The organism is Enterocloster bolteae (assembly GCF_002234575.2).
Taxonomy (GTDB): Bacteria; Bacillota; Clostridia; order Lachnospirales; family Lachnospiraceae; genus Enterocloster; species Enterocloster bolteae.
Genome location: NZ_CP022464.2, coordinates 140,741 through 159,176, shown reverse-complemented (window position 1 = coordinate 159,176; position 18,436 = coordinate 140,741). Strand labels below are relative to the sequence as shown.

The 18,436-nt window shown below is 46.9% G+C and carries 10 protein-coding genes, 5 tRNA genes and 3 rRNA genes; 2 read left to right on the top strand and 16 right to left on the bottom strand.

From position 1 onward, the window contains the following. Positions 1–3: 3 nt before the first annotated feature. The 5 genes from recD2 to CGC65_RS00735 all read right to left on the bottom strand — a co-directional run bounded on the left by recD2 (position 4) and on the right by CGC65_RS00735 (position 5,865). Positions 4–2,265, bottom strand: a complete 2,262-nt coding sequence (gene recD2, locus CGC65_RS00755) for an SF1B family DNA helicase RecD2 (protein ID WP_039897543.1) — start codon at positions 2,263–2,265, stop codon at positions 4–6. Continuing rightward, positions 2,249–2,641, bottom strand: coding sequence for a DUF7768 domain-containing protein (locus tag CGC65_RS00750; RefSeq protein ID WP_007037946.1), 393 nt, complete (start codon positions 2,639–2,641; stop codon positions 2,249–2,251). Before CGC65_RS00750 ends, recD2 begins: the two co-directional genes overlap by 17 nt. Continuing rightward, the gene (locus CGC65_RS00745) at positions 2,642–3,679 is read right to left on the bottom strand and encodes a YqaJ viral recombinase family nuclease (RefSeq protein ID WP_007037947.1); all 1,038 of its coding nucleotides are present in this window, start codon (positions 3,677–3,679) and stop codon (positions 2,642–2,644) included. 85 nt (positions 3,680–3,764) lie between these two features. After that, complete coding sequence (locus tag CGC65_RS00740) at positions 3,765–4,697, bottom strand: DUF5688 family protein (RefSeq protein ID WP_007037948.1); 933 nt, start codon at positions 4,695–4,697, stop codon at positions 3,765–3,767. A 10-nt stretch (positions 4,698–4,707) separates the two neighbouring features. After that, positions 4,708–5,865, bottom strand: coding sequence for a hypothetical protein (locus tag CGC65_RS00735; protein WP_007037949.1), 1,158 nt, complete (start codon positions 5,863–5,865; stop codon positions 4,708–4,710). Positions 5,866–6,414: 549 nt separating this feature from the next. On the opposite strand from CGC65_RS00735, the gene CGC65_RS00730 reads away from it, so the two are divergent. Next, on the top strand, positions 6,415–6,690 hold the full coding sequence (locus CGC65_RS00730) for a helix-turn-helix domain-containing protein (RefSeq protein ID WP_227129233.1): 276 nt from the start codon (positions 6,415–6,417) through the stop codon (positions 6,688–6,690). 91 nt (positions 6,691–6,781) lie between these two features. After that, positions 6,782–7,963 (top strand): tyrosine-type recombinase/integrase, encoded by a 1,182-nt coding sequence (locus tag CGC65_RS00725; RefSeq protein WP_007037953.1) that lies wholly within the window; start codon positions 6,782–6,784, stop codon positions 7,961–7,963. A gap of 185 nt (positions 7,964–8,148) precedes the next feature. Here CGC65_RS00725 and CGC65_RS00720 read toward each other — a convergent pair. The 11 genes from CGC65_RS00720 to CGC65_RS00670 all read right to left on the bottom strand — a co-directional run bounded on the left by CGC65_RS00720 (position 8,149) and on the right by CGC65_RS00670 (position 18,417). Further along, positions 8,149–8,220 (bottom strand) — tRNA-Cys (locus CGC65_RS00720). Positions 8,221–8,313: 93 nt separating this feature from the next. Then, positions 8,314–8,385 (bottom strand) — tRNA-Glu (locus CGC65_RS00715). A 21-nt stretch (positions 8,386–8,406) separates the two neighbouring features. Further along, positions 8,407–8,479: transfer RNA gene (locus CGC65_RS00710), tRNA-Asn, on the bottom strand. Positions 8,480–8,646: 167 nt separating this feature from the next. Beyond that, positions 8,647–11,538, bottom strand: a 23S ribosomal RNA gene (locus CGC65_RS00705). 266 nt (positions 11,539–11,804) lie between these two features. Further along, positions 11,805–11,877: transfer RNA gene (locus tag CGC65_RS00700), tRNA-Ala, on the bottom strand. Between the two features lie 74 nt (positions 11,878–11,951). After that, a tRNA-Ile gene (locus tag CGC65_RS00695) sits at positions 11,952–12,025 on the bottom strand. A gap of 7 nt (positions 12,026–12,032) precedes the next feature. Then, a 5S ribosomal RNA gene (rrf, locus tag CGC65_RS00690) occupies positions 12,033–12,150 on the bottom strand. 65 nt (positions 12,151–12,215) lie between these two features. Then, positions 12,216–13,747 (bottom strand): 16S ribosomal RNA (locus tag CGC65_RS00685). The 16S, 23S and 5S rRNA genes sit together here with 5 tRNA genes alongside, the layout of an rRNA operon. 576 nt (positions 13,748–14,323) lie before the next feature. Continuing rightward, complete coding sequence (locus CGC65_RS00680) at positions 14,324–15,046, bottom strand: CvpA family protein (protein ID WP_007036336.1); 723 nt, start codon at positions 15,044–15,046, stop codon at positions 14,324–14,326. Between the two features lie 18 nt (positions 15,047–15,064). Beyond that, positions 15,065–15,892, bottom strand: a complete 828-nt coding sequence (locus CGC65_RS00675; protein ID WP_002565853.1) for a Cof-type HAD-IIB family hydrolase — start codon at positions 15,890–15,892, stop codon at positions 15,065–15,067. Further along, on the bottom strand, positions 15,889–18,417 hold the full coding sequence (locus CGC65_RS00670) for a tetratricopeptide repeat protein (RefSeq protein WP_002565852.1): 2,529 nt from the start codon (positions 18,415–18,417) through the stop codon (positions 15,889–15,891). The genes CGC65_RS00675 and CGC65_RS00670 overlap by 4 nt, the downstream gene beginning before the upstream one ends. Positions 18,418–18,436 lie beyond the last annotated feature (19 nt).

Sequence of the window (18,436 nt, the reverse complement as noted above, 5' to 3'; positions counted from 1 at the left end):
AAATTAAAAATTCATTGCAATCTGTTCATATTTCGTTCTGTCCGCGTCCGGCAAAGGTACAATCTTTTCCCTGCTTTCCAGTGCATACCGTTCTTTCAAGATCATTTCTCCTAACCTTGTATTCCGCTTATCACTCTCAGTGTTGTGGACAGCCCTGTAAACCGCCTGCTTACTTCCCACTAAAATCAGCTTTACTTTGGCTCTGGTGATTGCTGTGTAAAGAATATTCCTGCGTAGCATCTTATAAAACATCGGCATCCACGGCAAAATCACCACGGAATATTCACTTCCCTGGCTTTTGTGTACCGTCGTGGCATATGCGTGTTCTATCATCTCCATATCTTCACTGGAATATTCCACGCACCGGTTATCCGGAAATTCAATTCGAGACACTTCCAGGTTATCCTCATCCAGATAAATTCCTGTGATAAATCCCGTGTCCCCATTACTGATCTCATTTTTATTCTTGTTATGGATAACCTTGTCCTTCTCACGGAAAATTCTGCCCCGCACTTTCATTTCTGCTTTTCCAGGCATTTTCGGATTCACCAGATTCCAAAGCCGCTCATTCAAAGCGTTGACACTGACCGCACCGCTCTTCCGATAAGGCGTCAGCACCTGAACCTGATCGATTCCCAACTCTGCTGTCATCCTCCTGTACTCTCTCTCGACGATCTCTGCCGCACACTCTGCATTATCTGCAGGTAAAAACACAAAATCTTCTCCATATTCCAGAGCTGCACTGTTATTTAACATTTTATAAGCATTTGCGGCAATCAGGCTTCCTTTTCCCTGACGGAAAATCTGATCCAATACAGTAACCGGTACGGCTCCGCACTGAATCAATTCCCGGAACACATTTCCCGGTCCCACACTGGAAAGCTGGTTCACATCTCCAATCAGAACTACTCGTGTTCCTCTTTTTATCCGGGTAAAAAACTCATAGGCCAGCCTCATATCCACCATGGACATCTCATCCACCAGGATCAAATCTGCTTCCAGAAAATCACATGATTCAGATTCCATTTCCTCACTGACCAGTCCCAGGGCGGAATGCATGGTGCTGGCATCCGTACAGCCTGTACACTCTGCCATCCGTCTGCTGGCCCTGCCTGTGGGAGCCATCAGTAATACAGAACCTCCTCTCAGCTTTTCATGGATATAAAGAATCACTTTTTCAACTGTGGTTTTTCCGGTTCCCGGCCCGCCTGTAATAATAGTAAACAGAAACGAAAACGCATTTTTCACTGCCTCTTTCTGCTTTGCAGCCAGACAGATTCCCAGTTCCTCCTGTGCTTTGGAAAGGAATTCTTCCAGCTGTTCCGGCTCCTTTTCCTTCTGCATCAAAAGAGCTGCCAATGCTTTGGCCGCTTCATGCTCATACCGATAATACTTTTCGGCATATAACACTCCACTTTCAAAATGCAGCTTTCCTGCCTCAACCATCTTATAGACAGACTGGGCAATCTCCAGCTCTGTGACCGTCCCCTTTTCGTATCCATAATTCAGTTTTTCATAGACTTTTTCCTGAAATAGTAGTTTTTCCTGGAACAAATGTCCTTCCTGATTCTCCTGCTCCATACAGTATTCAATACATCCCTCAATCCTCATGGGATCTTTGGGACTGCAGCCGGTTTTCCTGGCAATCTCATCCACAGTCAAAAATCCGAATCCGGAAATCTGGCAAAGTGAAAAAGGCTGGTTCTGTACTATCTCCAATGCCTCATTGCCAAAAGTTTCATATATCTTCCGAATTTTCTTCGGTGTGATCTGAAATGGGGATAAGAATGCCGCAAGGTCACGGAGCATATGCTCTCCCTGATAAGATGTCAGGATTCCTTCCAGCTTTTTAGGCGTAATCCCCTTAATCTCCAGTAAACTGTCCGGATAATAATCCAAAATCTCAAAGGTTCTTATTCCAAACCGCCCTACAATCTGCTCCGCCATCTTCGGTCCAATTCCTCTTATCATTCCGGAAGACAGATAGGAACGGATTCCTTCTTCTGTCTGAGGTCTGATTTCTGTAAAGGATTCTACAGAAAGCTGAAGACCATATTTAGACTTTACCCATCTTCCATTCAATTCTACCTCCTGATCTTTCTTAGCAGGAAGTTCTGTACCAACTGCAGTAAAAATGAACCGGTCTTCTCCTCTGTATTTATTTCTGGCTCCTTCCGGAACCTCTGGGTCTTCGGTTGAATAACAAAGTACACAGTAGCCATCATTCTCATTCCGAAACCTTGTTTCCTCATATCTGCATCTCATTTTTTCTCTCCTGTTTCCGATATGTGCTGATATAGAATCCCCTCCGATTTTCTCTATAAAAATAAATCGGAATCTGCTTCTTTTCAGCTGCCTCTATTTCCTTTTTCATCCCGCTGCTGATCACATCCCCACACACAATCAAACCGTCACACCAGCTTAAAAGCACCTGACCGATTGCCAGTCCAAGGCTTCTTTCCCTCTGGCTCTGATCATCTAACAGTTCCGGAAGATATGCATGGGGTGCAATGGCTCTGCAGGAAAAGGACTGGCTGATGCTCTCCATGTAATGTCTCGCCTGCAGCATATTCTTCTGTATTTCTTCTTTTGTAGATGCTGACAGCGGAGAGCAGATATAGTACATTCCTTTTTTCAACATTTACGCTGCTCCTCTCTTCACTGAAAAGCGCCTGCTTTCCGAAACAGTCACATAATCATCATAGATATCCGGATGATGGAGCTTCAGCCGCTCCAGATTTTTCTTATCAATTCCTGTCCGGTAAACCGGATTATAAGAAATAATATAGGATTCTGCAGTACCCTGCAGATGGGCCTTGCAGTTTACACCCATTGCTTCCACCACCTTACAGTAGGCAGTTTTCATCTCTGTCTCCAGGCGCTTTGCCTCTGCATCAATCTCACTCTTTTTATCCTTCAGTTCCAGATAACGCTCTACAAAACTCAAATAGCTGCTTCCCAGCTTGATTGCATCATTATCAGGCTCTGCCGGCCCGCAGAATTTCCGGATGCTTTCCAGAACCAGATCCGGCTTTTCTATATAAGGCGGCTCTGTTCTCTTCAGGATATTCTCCATCCAGAAATTCTCCTCTTCTGCAATCAGATCTGCTTCACTGTCAAGATCCCTGTCCATTCTGCGGATAATGAATTCATCTTCATTGTTGCCGTAAAGGCAGGCAAAATACACTACATTCAGATTTACCACCGACATATAATGCCTTCCCTGATACTCATAATTGACCGGGACAGAATTGTTGGCCCATTTATCCTGGCAATGGTAATTCGTAGTCTTGCATTCCAAAATACCAAAGGTTCCATCCGGAAATTCAATAAAGAAATCCACATCTGCCACCATAAAGGGATATAACGGATGTCGGAACATCTTGCGGATCGGGAATACGGTAAGACCTGTTTTTGCCGAAAAAATCTGCGCCACCAGATCCTCCAGACGGTGTCCTACCTCTTTGGCTACCCAGTTGGATTCTTCCTCTTCCAAAACCGATTTGATTCCCAGCTTATCATAATACAAATCCCTCTTGGTACAGAACGGTGACTGCCCCATAATAGCAGCCGCATCCGATCCGCCGATTCCCTTGCGCCGATAATTCAGCCACTCTTCTTCCGTAAGTCCTTCTGTGCTTACCAGTACCTCCGGCTGATAATTTAAGTTCAAACTCATAAGCTTTATTCTCCTTTCCAAACGCAGAAAGACGGATATAACATCCGCCTTCCCGCTTTTTCCCTAAACTATAGCAACATTTTTATCATTCCACTCTCTGAATCTCTTTCTTTTTCCAGTCATACAGATATACACTGTCTGACAAAACATCTTCTTCTGGCACTTCATTTCGATTGATCTCCATAACCATCTCCCTCATATCTTTAAAATCCATCCTCTTCTCATGCTTTAACAAAAGAACTTCATGGATACTGGATGGAAGTATTACCACATTGCATCCCTGGCTCTTCGCAAAATCTTCCAGAGCGGAATCGTACAGCATACAGGAAGCTCCGAAGGTCTGACTACGATTTGTCATCACATACAGCGCAGGAGCATCCTTTGCCATCTCCTTGATTAAGAAGACATCTTCTTCATCTATTTCTTCTCCATGCTCCAGAATACCTTCCAAAAGAACATTCTTCAATGTATGCACACATACCGGAAACTGTCTCTCCATATTCTGTCTGGCAATTTTAAATAATTCCTCTTCTGTAATCTTCCAGTCTGCCAGATTGTAATTAAAGATTTTTGTTGTCATTACCCCATCCGGGTTACTGTCAATAACAATATAAAATACAATTGCCAAATCCAGATAACGGATATATGGTCTTTCAGCAAGTTCCTCTTTATTGGCATCATAATTTACCAGCTTAAACCGGATTAAATTCTTAAGATTTCCCAGATTATGGAGGTTAAAACTTTCTGCCCATTTCATCAAAGGCATTGGAATCGACTCCAACATACTTTCTGCAATCTGATGAGCCACCGTTTCTACATCTATATTTCTCTGAAAATACTCTTCCAGATAGAATGTGCGGCCAATTTTTTCATTTCTTTCTCTGACCGTAATTCCCAAACGCTCGCAATGATTGTTTTTCATCGTCTTCTGTATCTGCACCTCATAATCTTCACCCAGCAGTTTCTGAACCTCCTGGCAAGTCTTCATTACTCTGCAATCCATATTCTCGTTCATCATCTTTCCTCCTCTACCATTTCACTTCCTGAGCCAGATCATAATCCTTCCAGTTTATGCCCAGTGCTCTTGCTATTTTTTCTTCCATCTTCGTAATTCTGCTTCCTGATTCGCCCTCAGTCTCCAACATAAAAATCACCTCTGATATCCCATAATAAAGCTCATGGGCTGTACAGGGGTCTTCTCCATACTGTGATTTAAACATATCGGCAGCTTCCATCGCATATCTCTTTGGTACGTCCAGACGCTTCATAACCCCTACCATACAGTTAATCGGATGATAAATCGGAATCATCAGAAGCCTGGACAGCTTTCCTACTGCCAGCTGATACTTTCCATACGTCAGCTTCAACTGCTCCTCAAACTTCTGAAGCGTTGCTCCATTCTTGTGTTCCAATCGCAGCGGATCGCCCAGTGCAATGGATTTCTTACCTGCACCGAACATCAGCATCGGATAGATATTTACTCCACTGTCGCCTGTATTGGAAGTCGTTACCCGAATGACCGGCTTTAATTCCATATCCGTCGGATTCAGTCCATAAGCAGCCAGTTCCGCCTTGTAGACAGAAAGAAGTTTTTCTTCCCCACCGATTTCCCAGATTGCGGAAGCCCTTGTATGATCGTAAAATCCTCCCAGATAAGAACAGCCTGGAAATGTCTTCTGCAGATACTCTACCGACATGGCAAAAATCTGTTCCATATCAAGAACTGCATAATCATGACCATCACCGCCCAGCACCGCTGATACTTTCCCAGCTGAAAACCGGAGCAGTGCGTCCCCTTTTGCGACCTTCAGACAATCATTCAGGATTCTGGCATATACATTCTTATCCACCTTTCTAAGCGCTGGCCCGGATATTCCTGCCCGGTTTAAAATAGACTGGATTGCACAGCTTCTTACCGGATAATACTGCCGCTTTACCTTCAGCAGCATCCCTGTATTCTGCAGGGTGTCCTCCAAAATTCCAGGATCCTGCCCATTTCTGTCATACTGCTCCTGCAGCTCTCCTGCGATTTTACTGTCTGCCTCAAAAGCGATCAACCGCAGATCCTTTGACCTTCTTCTGTCCCAGGAAGATACGCGGCCTATCTGCTTTAAAAAGGCCATAAAATCTTCCTGCTTTGCAAACATGGTTTCAAACCCGTCTGCATACATTCTTGCTTCATTCATTTCTTCATGCCACCTTTCTTTTCATTTTTCCAGCGCTCTATGCGAACCCTTTCAGGTATTTCTGGCAACAAAAAAGGAAAGACACCCGATTTCTCTGTTCTGTCTTTCCCGACAACGTATGGAAGTATCCACAAAATCACCTGTCCAGACTACGGTTATCCACCTCCTGAACTAAAAAAAGTGCCAAAAGTATGCCATATCCATCTATGGCTCTCCTTTGACACTCATTTCCATCTTAAACAACGTGTGATGCCACATCAGGCATATCACAAAAATCAATTACAGCTTCATACTACCACAATATCTTGATTATTGTCAACGCAAATAAACTAAATATGGATTTTTAAAATATTTTCAAGTAAATAGAAACTCCCATATCCTTATTCATCAAATTGCTGTTTCAAAACGATGCAGACCGCGATTGAACGAACTTTGACAACTCAATAGCATACACTCACATGAATACAGGTTCCCCGGACAGCACCCACTGCCTTTGGATCAAATGTACACCGTACAGCCTTTACGCGGCCGGGAAGGGCGCAGGAAGCGGTGTGGGAAGGTATGTGGTTCTTTCACACAATAATAACCGCGGAGGTGATTCTTATAATAACAAAAAAACAACTGGATCTCTGCCAATATGACGATTTCAGGAAGTACAGCATAGAAGAAATTTCTCAGATGCTGGGAATTGGAAAAACAAAAACAAGAGAGTTGCTGCAGAGCCGATTGCTTCCTGTAACCAAGGTGGGACGTGATTACTTTACCTCTCCCCAGGCAATTCAGGAATTTCTGAAAAAAAACATTGGAAAAGAACTTTATTTTTAAAGTTGTCAACAGACCCTAACCATACTATAATAACTCTACAATAGTTGACAGCTCTGCGGATAAGGTATTTCTTATTCCGAAAGGAGCTTATATGACACAAGAGAAAAAAGCAAAACCCCGGCGTGGCAAAGGAGAAGGAACTGTTTTTAAAAATAAGCGGGGAACCTGGACTTCCAGATATAAAGGCAAAGAATTTACAGGAAAGACCAAGGCAGAAGCAGTCGCCAAACGTGATGAGTACAAACTATTGATCCTGACCGGTGCAGATGCTTCAGCAAAATTAACAGTTGCAGAATATGGTAAAAAGTATCTTTACTACAAAGAACAGCAGGTAAAAAGAAAAAAATTAAAGAATACCACCTATGACCGGCTGGAAAGAACTTTTACGAATCAAATTCTCAGCAGCGAAATTGCGAATACCTTGATGTCGAATCTGGAAGGCACAGCAATTCAGGATGCCATTGATGATATGTCGGAGGAATTAAGCTTTTCTACCATCAAAAAAGCATATCTCTTTCTTCAGGCAATGATTGGCTATGGAAAAAACATTAAGGATTTTCCTGATGATTATGACCCTCTTTCTATGGTTGAACTGCCTGACGAAACCGCTCTGAATGTAAAAACCAAGGAGATAGAGATTATTCCTGATGAATCACTGGACATTCTAAAAAAGGTTGCGATGGAACTCAAGCCCGACGGCTCACTTGCCTATCGCTACGGTCCTCTTATCATCTTCGGTTTGAATACCGGACTTAGAGAGGGAGAGTTACTGGCACTTTCCAAAAAGGAAATCAATATGTTAAACGGTCGGCGTTGTTACCATGTATCCGAAACTGTCAGTACAGTAAACAATCGGGACAAGGATCCAAAGACTAAAACAAAACGGATCTTAACACCGCCAAAGTACCCCCGCAGTGTGCGCAATGTTCCTTTAAACAAAGAGGCAGATGCCTGCCTGCAGATTATGTTAGATACTTACGGAGACCATAAGTTCCGGAATGATCTAATCGTAGCAACGCAAAACGGGAAGCTGCCAACATCCCGCAACATTCAGACAAGTTTCGACCGCATCCTGAAAAAAGCCGGATTGCCACATTATGGTACACATGCCCTGCGTCACACATTTGCTACACGCCTTCTCCGTAAAACGCAAAGTCACCAGGAAATCAAGGCTGTTGCGGAGTTACTGGGTGATGATTACCATGTTGTTGTCAAAACTTATCTGCATACCGAAGAGGAAGGAAAAAGTACATTGGTAGATTTGATTGCTTAAAAAATCTCCACCTTATCTCCACCTTATGGAACAAATTTATATGGTTTTAAACGATTTTAAACGACACTTGAAAAAATCAGAAAGATTGAGAAATGAATAAGAAAATGAGCATAAGGCAAGGGTCTAAAATTGCTCCCCTCAATTTTTGGCAAGAAAAAAACCTTGAAATATCAAGGTTTCTTGAGAGGCGCAGACCGGATTTGAACCGGTGGATCGAGGTGTTGCAGACCTATGCCTTACCACTTGGCTACTGCGCCGTATTTAATTTTTATGGCTTGAAATAACTGCTTAGTAAGGTGTTGCAGACCCGTGCCTTACCGCTTGGCTACGTCGCCATATTAACTTATAAATGACCCCAAGGGGATTCGGACCCCTGTTACCGCCGTGAAAGGGCGATGTCTTAACCGCTTGACCATGGGGCCTTGCATATATAAATTAAAAAACTCCCCGAGTAGGACTTGAACCTACGACAGCGCGGTTAACAGCCGCGTGCTCTACCGACTGAGCTATCGAGGAATAGGCTGATGCTCTCCGATTTCCTATTATACATGATAATAAAAAATTCATCAAGTACCTTTTGAAGATATTATATGAAAAACCTGCATTAATTATGCAGGTAATACATACCTTCAAAACCACATATTGAATTCCGATTGTTTCACAAACCTTTTTCCCTTAACCTTCTGGATAAGCCCTCGACCGATTAGTATTAGTCAGCTCCGTACATTACTGCACTTCCACCTCTAACCTATCTACCTCGTCGTCTTCAAGGGGTCTTACTCGCTTTCGCGATGGGATATCTCATCTTGAGGGGGGCTTCACGCTTAGATGCCTTCAGCGTTTATCCCGTCCAGACTTGGCTACCCTGCCATGGCCTTGGTAGGCCAACAGGTACACCAGCGGTCTGTCCATCCCGGTCCTCTCGTACTAAGGACAGCTCCTCTCAGATATCCTACGCCCGCGCCGGATAGGGACCGAACTGTCTCACGACGTTCTGAACCCAGCTCGCGTACCGCTTTAATGGGCGAACAGCCCAACCCTTGGGACCTGCTACAGCCCCAGGATGCGATGAGCCGACATCGAGGTGCCAAACCACTCCGTCGATGTGAACTCTTGGGAGTGATAAGCCTGTTATCCCCAGGGTAGCTTTTATCCGTTGAGCGATGGCAATCCCACTTTCATACCACCGGATCACTAAGTCCTACTTTCGTACCTGCTCCACCCGTCGGTGTCGCAGTCAAGCTCCCTTATGCCTTTGCACTCTTTGGATGGTTTCCAACCATCCTGAGGGAACCTTTGAGCGCCTCCGATACCCTTTCGGAGGCGACCGCCCCAGTCAAACTCCCCGCCTGACATTGTCCCCCGCCCGGGTCACGGGCGCAGGTTAGAAACCCAATATCGCAAGGGTGGTATCCCAACATTGGCTCCACACAGACTGGCGTCCATGTTTCAAAGCCTCCCACCTATCCTGTACATGCAATACCGAATCCCAGTATCAAACTGGAGTAAAGCTCCATGGGGTCTTTCCGTCCTGGCGCAGGTAACCAGCATCTTCACTGGTATTTCAATTTCACCGGGTGCATTGTTGAGACAGCGCTCAAATCATTACGCCTTTCGTGCGGGTCGGAACTTACCCGACAAGGAATTTCGCTACCTTAGGACCGTTATAGTTACGGCCGCCGTTTACTGGGGCTTAAATTCAAAGCTTCGCTTGCGCTAACCTCTCCTCTTAACCTTCCAGCACCGGGCAGGCGTCAGCCCATATACCTCACCTTACGGTTTTGCATAGACCTGTGTTTTTGCTAAACAGTTGCTTGAGCCTATTCTCTGCGGCCACATCTCTGTGGCACCCCTTCTCCCGAAGTTACGGGGTCATTTTGCCGAGTTCCTTAACAATGCTTCTCCCGCCGGCCTTAGGATTCTCTCCTCATCTACCTGTGTCGGTTTACGGTACGGGCATGTATCACACAATAGCGGCTTTTCTTGACAGCCGGAATCACACACTTCGCTACTTTAGTTCGCTGCGCGTCACGTCTTCGGATTGCACGGCGGATTTGCCAACCGTACTCCTACCTCGCTTGCCCCGGTATTCCCATTCCCGGGATGTGTTGTCCTTCTGTGTCCCCACAGTTCTGATGATACATGGTACAGGAATTTCAACCTGTTGTCCATCGACTACGCCTCTCAGCCTCGCCTTAGGCCCCGACTTACCCAGAGCAGATCAGCTTTACTCTGGAAACCTTGGATATTCGGCCTGGAGGATTCCCACCTCCATCTCGCTACTCATTCCGGCATTCTCTCTTCTTAACGCTCCACGGCTCCTTATCGGTACCGCTTCTCCGCACTAAGAATGCTCCTCTACCAATGTACTTACATACATTCCTAAGCTTCGGTGTTGTGTTTCAGCCCCGGACATTTTCGGCGCAGGACCTCTCGACTAGTGAGCTATTACGCACTCTTTGAATGTGTGGCTGCTTCTGAGCCAACATCCTAGTTGTCTTTGAAATCCCACATCCTTTTCCACTTAACACACACTTTGGGACCTTAGCTGTAGGTCTGGGCTCTTTCCCTTTTGACTACCCAACTTATCTCGTGCAGTCTGACTCCCATACATCATTTATGCGGCATTCGGAGTTTGATATCCCTTGGTAAGCTTTGACGCCCCCTTAGGAATTCAGTGCTCTACCTCCGCTAAACTAATATGAGGCTAGCCCTAAAGCTATTTCGAGGAGAACCAGCTATCTCCGGGTTCGATTGGAATTTCTCCCCTATCCACACCTCATTCCCACCCTTTTCAACGGATGTGGATCCGGTCCTCCACGGAATTTTACTTCCGCTTCAACCTGGACATGGATAGGTCACCCGGTTTCGGGTCTGCCTGTACTGACTTGACGCCCATTTGAGACTTGGTTTCCCTTCGGCTCCGAGCCTTAAGCTCTTAACCTTGCCAGTACCGGCAACTCGCCGGACCGTTCTACAAAAAGTACGCGGTCGCACCTTAACGTGCTTCCACAGCTTGTAAACACAGGGTTTCAGGTTCTTTTTCACTCCCCTCCCGGGGTCCTTTTCACCTTTCCTTCACAGTACTATGCGCTATCGGTCACTAAGGAGTATTTAGCCTTGGAGGGTGGTCCCTCCGACTTCCCACAAGGTTTCTCGTGTCTCGTGGTACTCTGGATCCTGCTGCTTCCTATTGCTTTCGTGTACGGGGCTTTCACCCTCTCTGGCCTGACTTCCCAGACAGTTCCACTAACAAATCGGTTCACGTTTGCAGTCCATAACCCCAGCATGCACGCACGCTGGTTTGGGCTCTTCCCATTTCGCTCGCCGCTACTTTGGGAATCGATGTTTCTTTCTCTTCCTCCGGCTACTTAGATGTTTCAGTTCACCGGGTTCCCTCTGCATGGCTATGGATTCACCATGCAGTGACTGAGGTTTGCTCAGCCGGGTTTCCCCATTCAGATATCTCCGGATCAAAGGATATTTGCTCCTCCCCGAAGCTTTTCGCAGCTTATCACGTCTTTCATCGGCTCTTAGTGCCAAGGCATCCACCCTGCGCTCTTTATAGCTTAACCAAATGATTTCCCGCCGCGGGTTGCTGCGGGTCCTCTAAACGTCCATAGCGTTGGACGCTTTGGTTCTAGGTTTTCATAAATGCTTTCGCATTTACAAGTTTGTTTTTTCCATACAATCTCTTGTATGGCCTCGGATGTCTTGATATTCTGATTTAGAATATACAATTCATTTTTATTCAATATGCGGTTTTCAAGGTACGTATGATATGCTTCCGTTTCCTCTGAGATTCCAGCATAAGCGTCTTCCCTTTGGTCACTTCAGCAAATGGAGATGGAGAGATTCGAACTCTTGACCCCCTGCTTGCAAGGCAGGTGCTCTCCCAACTGAGCTACACCCCCATAGGATGTGGGTCTTCCCTCTTCTTTCAGAGGCAATCCCTATTAAATTATGATGTCTGTCTGATACAGACTAGTGGGCTTAAGTGGACTCGAACCACCGACCTCACGCTTATCAGGCGTGCGCTCTAACCGGCTGAGCTATAAGCCCGGTTAAAATCCGGCAGCCACCTGCTCTCCCATGCCGTCTCCAGCATAGTACCATCGGCCGCTTAGGTCTTAACCATCGTGTTCGGGATGGGTACGGGTGTTTCCCCTAAGCGCATCGCCACCGGAAATTCTTTGTGTCCTCTTAATTGAACACTAAACAGTATATAAAACCCTTACTTCTTCTTCCTTAGAAAGGAGGTGATCCAGCCGCACCTTCCGATACGGCTACCTTGTTACGACTTCACCCCAGTTACCTGCCCCGCCTTCGGCAGCTCCCTCTCTTGCGAGTTGGGTCACTGACTTCGGGCGTTGCTGACTCCCATGGTGTGACGGGCGGTGTGTACAAGACCCGGGAACGTATTCACCGCGACATTCTGATTCGCGATTACTAGCGATTCCAGCTTCGTGTAGTCGGGTTGCAGACTACAGTCCGAACTGGGACGTTATTTTTGGGATTTGCTCCACATCACTGCCTTGCTTCCCTTTGTTTACGCCATTGTAGCACGTGTGTAGCCCAAATCATAAGGGGCATGATGATTTGACGTCATCCCCACCTTCCTCCAGGTTATCCCTGGCAGTCTCCCTAGAGTGCCCAGCTCTACCTGCTGGCTACTAAGGATAAGGGTTGCGCTCGTTGCGGGACTTAACCCAACATCTCACGACACGAGCTGACGACAACCATGCACCACCTGTCTCTCTTGCCCCGAAGGGAAGGCGCCGTTACACGCCGGTCAAGAGGATGTCAAGACTTGGTAAGGTTCTTCGCGTTGCTTCGAATTAAACCACATGCTCCACCGCTTGTGCGGGTCCCCGTCAATTCCTTTGAGTTTCATTCTTGCGAACGTACTCCCCAGGTGGAATGCTTACTGCGTTTGCGACGGCACCGAAGGGCTTTGCCCCCCAACACCTAGCATTCATCGTTTACGGCGTGGACTACCAGGGTATCTAATCCTGTTTGCTCCCCACGCTTTCGAGCCTCAACGTCAGTTATCGTCCAGTAAGCCGCCTTCGCCACTGGTGTTCCTCCTAATATCTACGCATTTCACCGCTACACTAGGAATTCCACTTACCTCTCCGACACTCTAGCAAAACAGTTTCCAAAGCAGTCCCAGGGTTGAGCCCTGGGTTTTCACTTCAGACTTGCTTCGCCGTCTACGCTCCCTTTACACCCAGTAAATCCGGATAACGCTTGCCCCCTACGTATTACCGCGGCTGCTGGCACGTAGTTAGCCGGGGCTTCTTAGTCAGGTACCGTCATTTTCTTCCCTGCTGATAGAGCTTTACATACCGAAATACTTCTTCACTCACGCGGCGTCGCTGCATCAGGCTTTCGCCCATTGTGCAATATTCCCCACTGCTGCCTCCCGTAGGAGTTTGGGCCGTGTCTCAGTCCCAATGTGGCCGGTCACCCTCTCAGGTCGGCTACTGATCGTCGCTTTGGTGGGCCGTTACCCCGCCAACTGGCTAATCAGACGCGGATCCATCTCACACCACCGGAGTTTTTCACACCGTACCATGCGGTACTGTGCGCTTATGCGGTATTAGCAGTCATTTCTAACTGTTATCCCCCAGTGTGAGGCAGGTTATCCACGCGTTACTCACCCGTCCGCCACTCAGTCAATCGAATTCCATCCGAAAACTTCCTTCAATTGCTTCGTTCGACTTGCATGTGTTAGGCACGCCGCCAGCGTTCATCCTGAGCCAGGATCAAACTCTCATGTTTAAAAGTTGATTCCAGGTTTCAGACTACTTAGCTTGGCTAGTTATCTTTAACCTTCATTACTTGGTTTTGTTCTGAATTTTCTCAAATCCAAAGGCCTAAACCAGACCTTTTGTTTTTAGAATTTTCAGGGTTTTACATACTGTCTAATCTTCAATTATCAAGGTTCTTTGTTGTCGGCTGCCTCAGCAGCAACTTTGATAGTTTATCACATTTGCAACTGTTTGTCAACAACTTTTTTTATTTCTTTTTTGTTGTCTGTCTTAGCAGCAACTTTTATATATTACCATATCTGTTACTGTTTGTCAACAACTTTTTTAACTCATTTTTTCGAGTTGTCCTACCGTTTTTCGCGGTGGACCTTTAATATATCACTACTTTATCAACTTGTCAAGGGAATTTGTTCCATTTTTTTATACAATTTTCAACTTTATTTTCGCACCACTAAATGTGCTTATTTTTTCTGTATATTTCTATATTTTGTGGTTAATAAAAAAATCGCTGCTTACAGATGTTTCCATCCCCTCCCAGCGATTTGTTTTAATTATATATATTAAAGGAACAATTATATTTTTTCTTCTATAGAATACCCCGGATAATACCGCCCAGTACAATGTTAATCAGATTGTACTGATATAAAAACCGCAGCCAGGTACTTGCGTTGATCTGTTCCTCCAATGTCATTCCCAAAGGTGTGGCGGAAAAAATTCCCACCAAAAAACAGCCAATCCAGAGAAACAGAAGTCCCTGGATTAATCCCAGTACTGCACCTGCTATATGATTCAATCCATACAATATAGGCAGCCGCGCTATAAGATCCAGCCACCGCACCACCAGATGAATCAGAATATAGACCACTGCAAACAGGATGATGGAACTAACTGCATTGATGAGAATGTCGGCCAAATATGTGCTGACATATTCAGCAAACTGGTCCACTCCCAGCATATGATAAAACTCGCTGTTATTGTTTTCAAGCAGTGTTTCCTTAACGGATTGGGGAAGATTCAGGTTCTCAATGGCAATGCGCTGCGCTGCCGGAAGCTCCGTGTTTTCCGCGGATGGTTCCTCCCAGCCAGCTGCATCCAGTATGGCCTCTGCCGCGCTCTGGCGTATGGACGGATTATCCTTGATAAAATCCGTCATATACGGAGTGGCAATCTTCACCAACACAATGGTAAGTATCAGCGCTCCCAGGGATACGCACTGCTTCAGCGCTCCCCTGTAATGTCCATACAGCACCATACCAATGAGAAAAACTCCTGCACCGGCAGACAGCCAATGTTCTAATATCATGTCCATATAATTTCAGTCTTTCTTTTAGTTGAATATCAGGCGTTCTATGGCGTCCGCAACTCCATCCTCATCATTTGTCAGCGTAATCTGATCTGCGGCGTTTTTAGCTATGTCCAGTCCATTTCCCATGGCAATGCCCACTCCGGCTGCTTCCAGCATGGAGAGATCATTTTCCCCATCGCCAAATGCCATGGTGGCCTCAGGGGCAATCCCAAGATAATCTGCCAGCCACATAAGCGCAATACCCTTTGTGGCTCCCAGAGCATTGATTTCCAGATTATTATACAGGGATGAACTGATGACAATGCCTTCTACAGCTGATAGCTCTTTTCGCAGCGGAACTATGTCATTCACATCAGCCAGATATACGTTGACTTTCTCCACATCCTTCTTACATTCTGTTACGTAATTCAGGATATTGGGAACAACATCCCTGGTAGAGAGCACCATCTTCTGAATCACAGGACTCAGGCCGAAGTCTTCCATATGTCCGATGAACTCAGGCTGGGAAATCCCTCTTCCGTCTATATACGGATCATACATCGCCCTGTACCTTTTAACGATGTCCATGACTTCCAATGCCTTTGCATTGGATAGTGTACACCGCTTCAGACTGGTTCCCTTAACAAGGTCCGCTACTGTTCCGCCGTTGGTGGATATGGCATAGTTGACTCCCGGCAGAGACCGTACTTCCTGCGTGATACCATCCACTGCCCTGCCTGTGGTCGGTACAATCTGTATGCCCATACGGGCGCAGCGCTCCAGTGCCCTGCGGTTGCGCTCTGACAGGTTTTTCTGGCTGTCCAGCAGGGTGCCGTCAAGATCCAGTGCAATCAAACCTATGGTCATCATATAAAATGCTCCTCTTTCAATATCAGAAGACCGTCCCTGTCATACTTGGACGAGAATATTCCTGTTATCCGCTTTATGAAGGATGGATTCTCCGCTTTATCAGCAGCTTCCTCTATCAGGTCCTCAGCATTTACCTTTGTAAGGGGTACGCCGTCTTCCTCCATAATTTCAATGCGCTCATAGAGGGCCAGCATGCTCTTTCCTGATATGCTGCAGTCAATATCGCTGGCATATTGACATGCATACTGGGCAAATTCATCAATATCCATCTCCTGCTGGTCATCATAATCCGGTTCTTCCGGCTGAGGCAGAACCGGCGGGGTTTCCGCCGCCTTAAGGGAGACTTCTTTATGTTCTTCCCTGGGGGCAGCCGGCTCCGGGCGGCTCTCTTCCATTTTCCTGCGCTCCGGCTTTGGTTTCTGTTCTGTTCCTGCTTTACGTTCTGCGGCCGGCTTCTGCTCTGTCTCTGGTTTTGGAAGGCTCCTGATGGCAGCTGGTTCCGCTACCGGCTGAACCTTGCCCGCAGCCGGTTCTTCTGTCCGTCTCAGAGCTGTCCTGGGCGCAGCCGCCTCTTCCGTCTTCCGAAGCTGCACAGGACGTACAGGGCGGTCATCTCCTTCCGGCGCCACATAAGCAACCTCTTCCGGCCCCATCTTCCCTACATATTCAAACCGTTTGGCCAATCCCGGATATACCTTATGGATACGGGCCAGGTTACCCGCCACGTCTATAAGGACTACATTCATACCGGTCTCATCCCTGGCCATCAGCTGGTTCAGCTCCTGGAGGGTGGATTCCTCCATGGCGCCCGCCTGTTCAATAATCAGGTCCTTGCCTGTTAACTTGTCCGCAATGGCAAATACACCTTTGCTGTTAAGCTTTTCCCCTGTTATCTTGGCGGCCTGGTTCTTAGCCCCTGTCTCCTTATGAATCTTCTTAAGAAGTTCAATGGCCTGGTCCAGACCTGAACTGGAATACTCGGCTTCTATCATGAAATGATGGGATTCCTGGACAGATGACTCTCTCCCCAAATCCTTTATATCGGTCAATACACGTGTCTGGGCAGATGTTGTCTCCGGCCTGTGACGTTCGTCTGATATCCTGGACATCTCCTTTGCCAGATTTGCCTGAACCTCCGCCTCATGCATTCTCGCCCGCACGGCTTCATCTGACAGAATCCGGGGCTTATCCGGCATCCACTGGGACTGTGGCTCCTTTAGCGGTTCCTCTCCTTCATCCGAATCCTCAGACTCTATGGTAACCCGGGTGTGTGCGCCCTCATCCTCATATGGTTCCTCTGCCCCAACAGCAATCCCGTGGTGTTCCTCCGGATACCCGGCCTCGGCGCCGTCCTGCGTATCTTCCTGCACATTCTGGTCCGGATATTCATTTCCGTAACGGCCCTGCCGTGCATATACCTCCTCAGAACCATCTTCATCCGTATAGGAATCTTCCTGATATGCCTCTGCCTGATATCCGCTTTTCTGATAATCACGCTCTGAATAATCGTCCTCCGGGTATCCTGCTTCTGTATATCTGTCATTCTGATACTCATTCTGGGCATACCGGTCATTCCGATACCCGCGTTCTGTGTATCTCTCCTCCGTATATCCGTCTTCCGCATACCCGCTTTCCGGATATCCGTCCTCTGCATACCCATCATTTGGGTATCCGTCTTCCGCGTATCCGTCTTCTGCGTATCCGTCCTCCTGATACCCGCCTTCTGCGTATCCACTTTCCGAATATCCGTCCTCCGGGTACTCCGCTTCGGGCTCCGCTGCAAAAGCAGCCTCCTGGCGGGCCATGTAGGACTGGGGAGAGACTTCCGTTTTCTTCTCGGGCACGGGTTCATAATCCGCAGGCCTTTTTCCGGCGCGGTACTCCTGCTCCACTGCCTTGAGACGGGCCTCATACTTATCCCTGTTTTCCACCAGATCCATCTGGTACTTTGTCAGAGGCGCAAACTGTATCTTAAGCTCCATGGCCTTCTCCACATATTTCCCAAGGCCGAACATAAGCATAATCTTATCGCAGGTCATGATGCAGAGTTCTCCCATACCAGCCTCCGCATACAGCTCTGCCAGCTCATAGATCCATTTTTCATCCAGTTCAATGTTGCAGTACTGTTCCAGGGTATGAATCAACTGCTCCGCGGGCGCTCCCTTAGCTCCCAGAATCAGGTAGCGCAGGATATACTGTCTGGGATCATCCGGCGCCAGATCACAAAACTCCCTGTAGTAATCCTCTGCCTCCTGGAAACTGCCCTCCTTGATAGCCAGCTCCGCCAGCTTGAACAGCAGGCGCTTTCCTATGGGCGCCCGCTCAAATGCCAGCAGCAGAATATCCTTGGCCTCCTGGTACTCTTCGTTCTTCTCATAGATGGTTGCCACCATGGACAGAATGTTTACATTCCTCACTCTGCGCCAGTCTATGGTATCGGCTATCTTCATGGCCGTTTCATAGTCCCCGCGGCTTACCATCTTCTTAATCTGCTCAACTTTTATGTTAAACTCGTATTTATCCATCTTTTGCATCTCCCTATCG

Excerpts from the sequence above, each read along its gene's own strand:
- recD2 (WP_039897543.1), bottom strand. The coding sequence starts at position 2,265 with ATGAGATGCAGATATGAGGAAACAAGGTTTCGGAATGAGAATGATGGC.
- CGC65_RS00750 (WP_007037946.1), bottom strand. The coding sequence starts at position 2,641 with ATGTTGAAAAAAGGAATGTACTATATCTGCTCTCCGCTGTCAGCATCT.
- CGC65_RS00745 (WP_007037947.1), bottom strand. The coding sequence starts at position 3,679 with ATGAGTTTGAACTTAAATTATCAGCCGGAGGTACTGGTAAGCACAGAA.
- CGC65_RS00740 (WP_007037948.1), bottom strand. The coding sequence starts at position 4,697 with ATGATGAACGAGAATATGGATTGCAGAGTAATGAAGACTTGCCAGGAG.
- CGC65_RS00735 (WP_007037949.1), bottom strand. The coding sequence starts at position 5,865 with ATGAATGAAGCAAGAATGTATGCAGACGGGTTTGAAACCATGTTTGCA.
- CGC65_RS00725 (WP_007037953.1), top strand. The coding sequence starts at position 6,782 with ATGACACAAGAGAAAAAAGCAAAACCCCGGCGTGGCAAAGGAGAAGGA.
- CGC65_RS00680 (WP_007036336.1), bottom strand. The coding sequence starts at position 15,046 with ATGGACATGATATTAGAACATTGGCTGTCTGCCGGTGCAGGAGTTTTT.
- CGC65_RS00675 (WP_002565853.1), bottom strand. The coding sequence starts at position 15,892 with ATGATGACCATAGGTTTGATTGCACTGGATCTTGACGGCACCCTGCTG.
- CGC65_RS00670 (WP_002565852.1), bottom strand. The coding sequence starts at position 18,417 with ATGGATAAATACGAGTTTAACATAAAAGTTGAGCAGATTAAGAAGATG.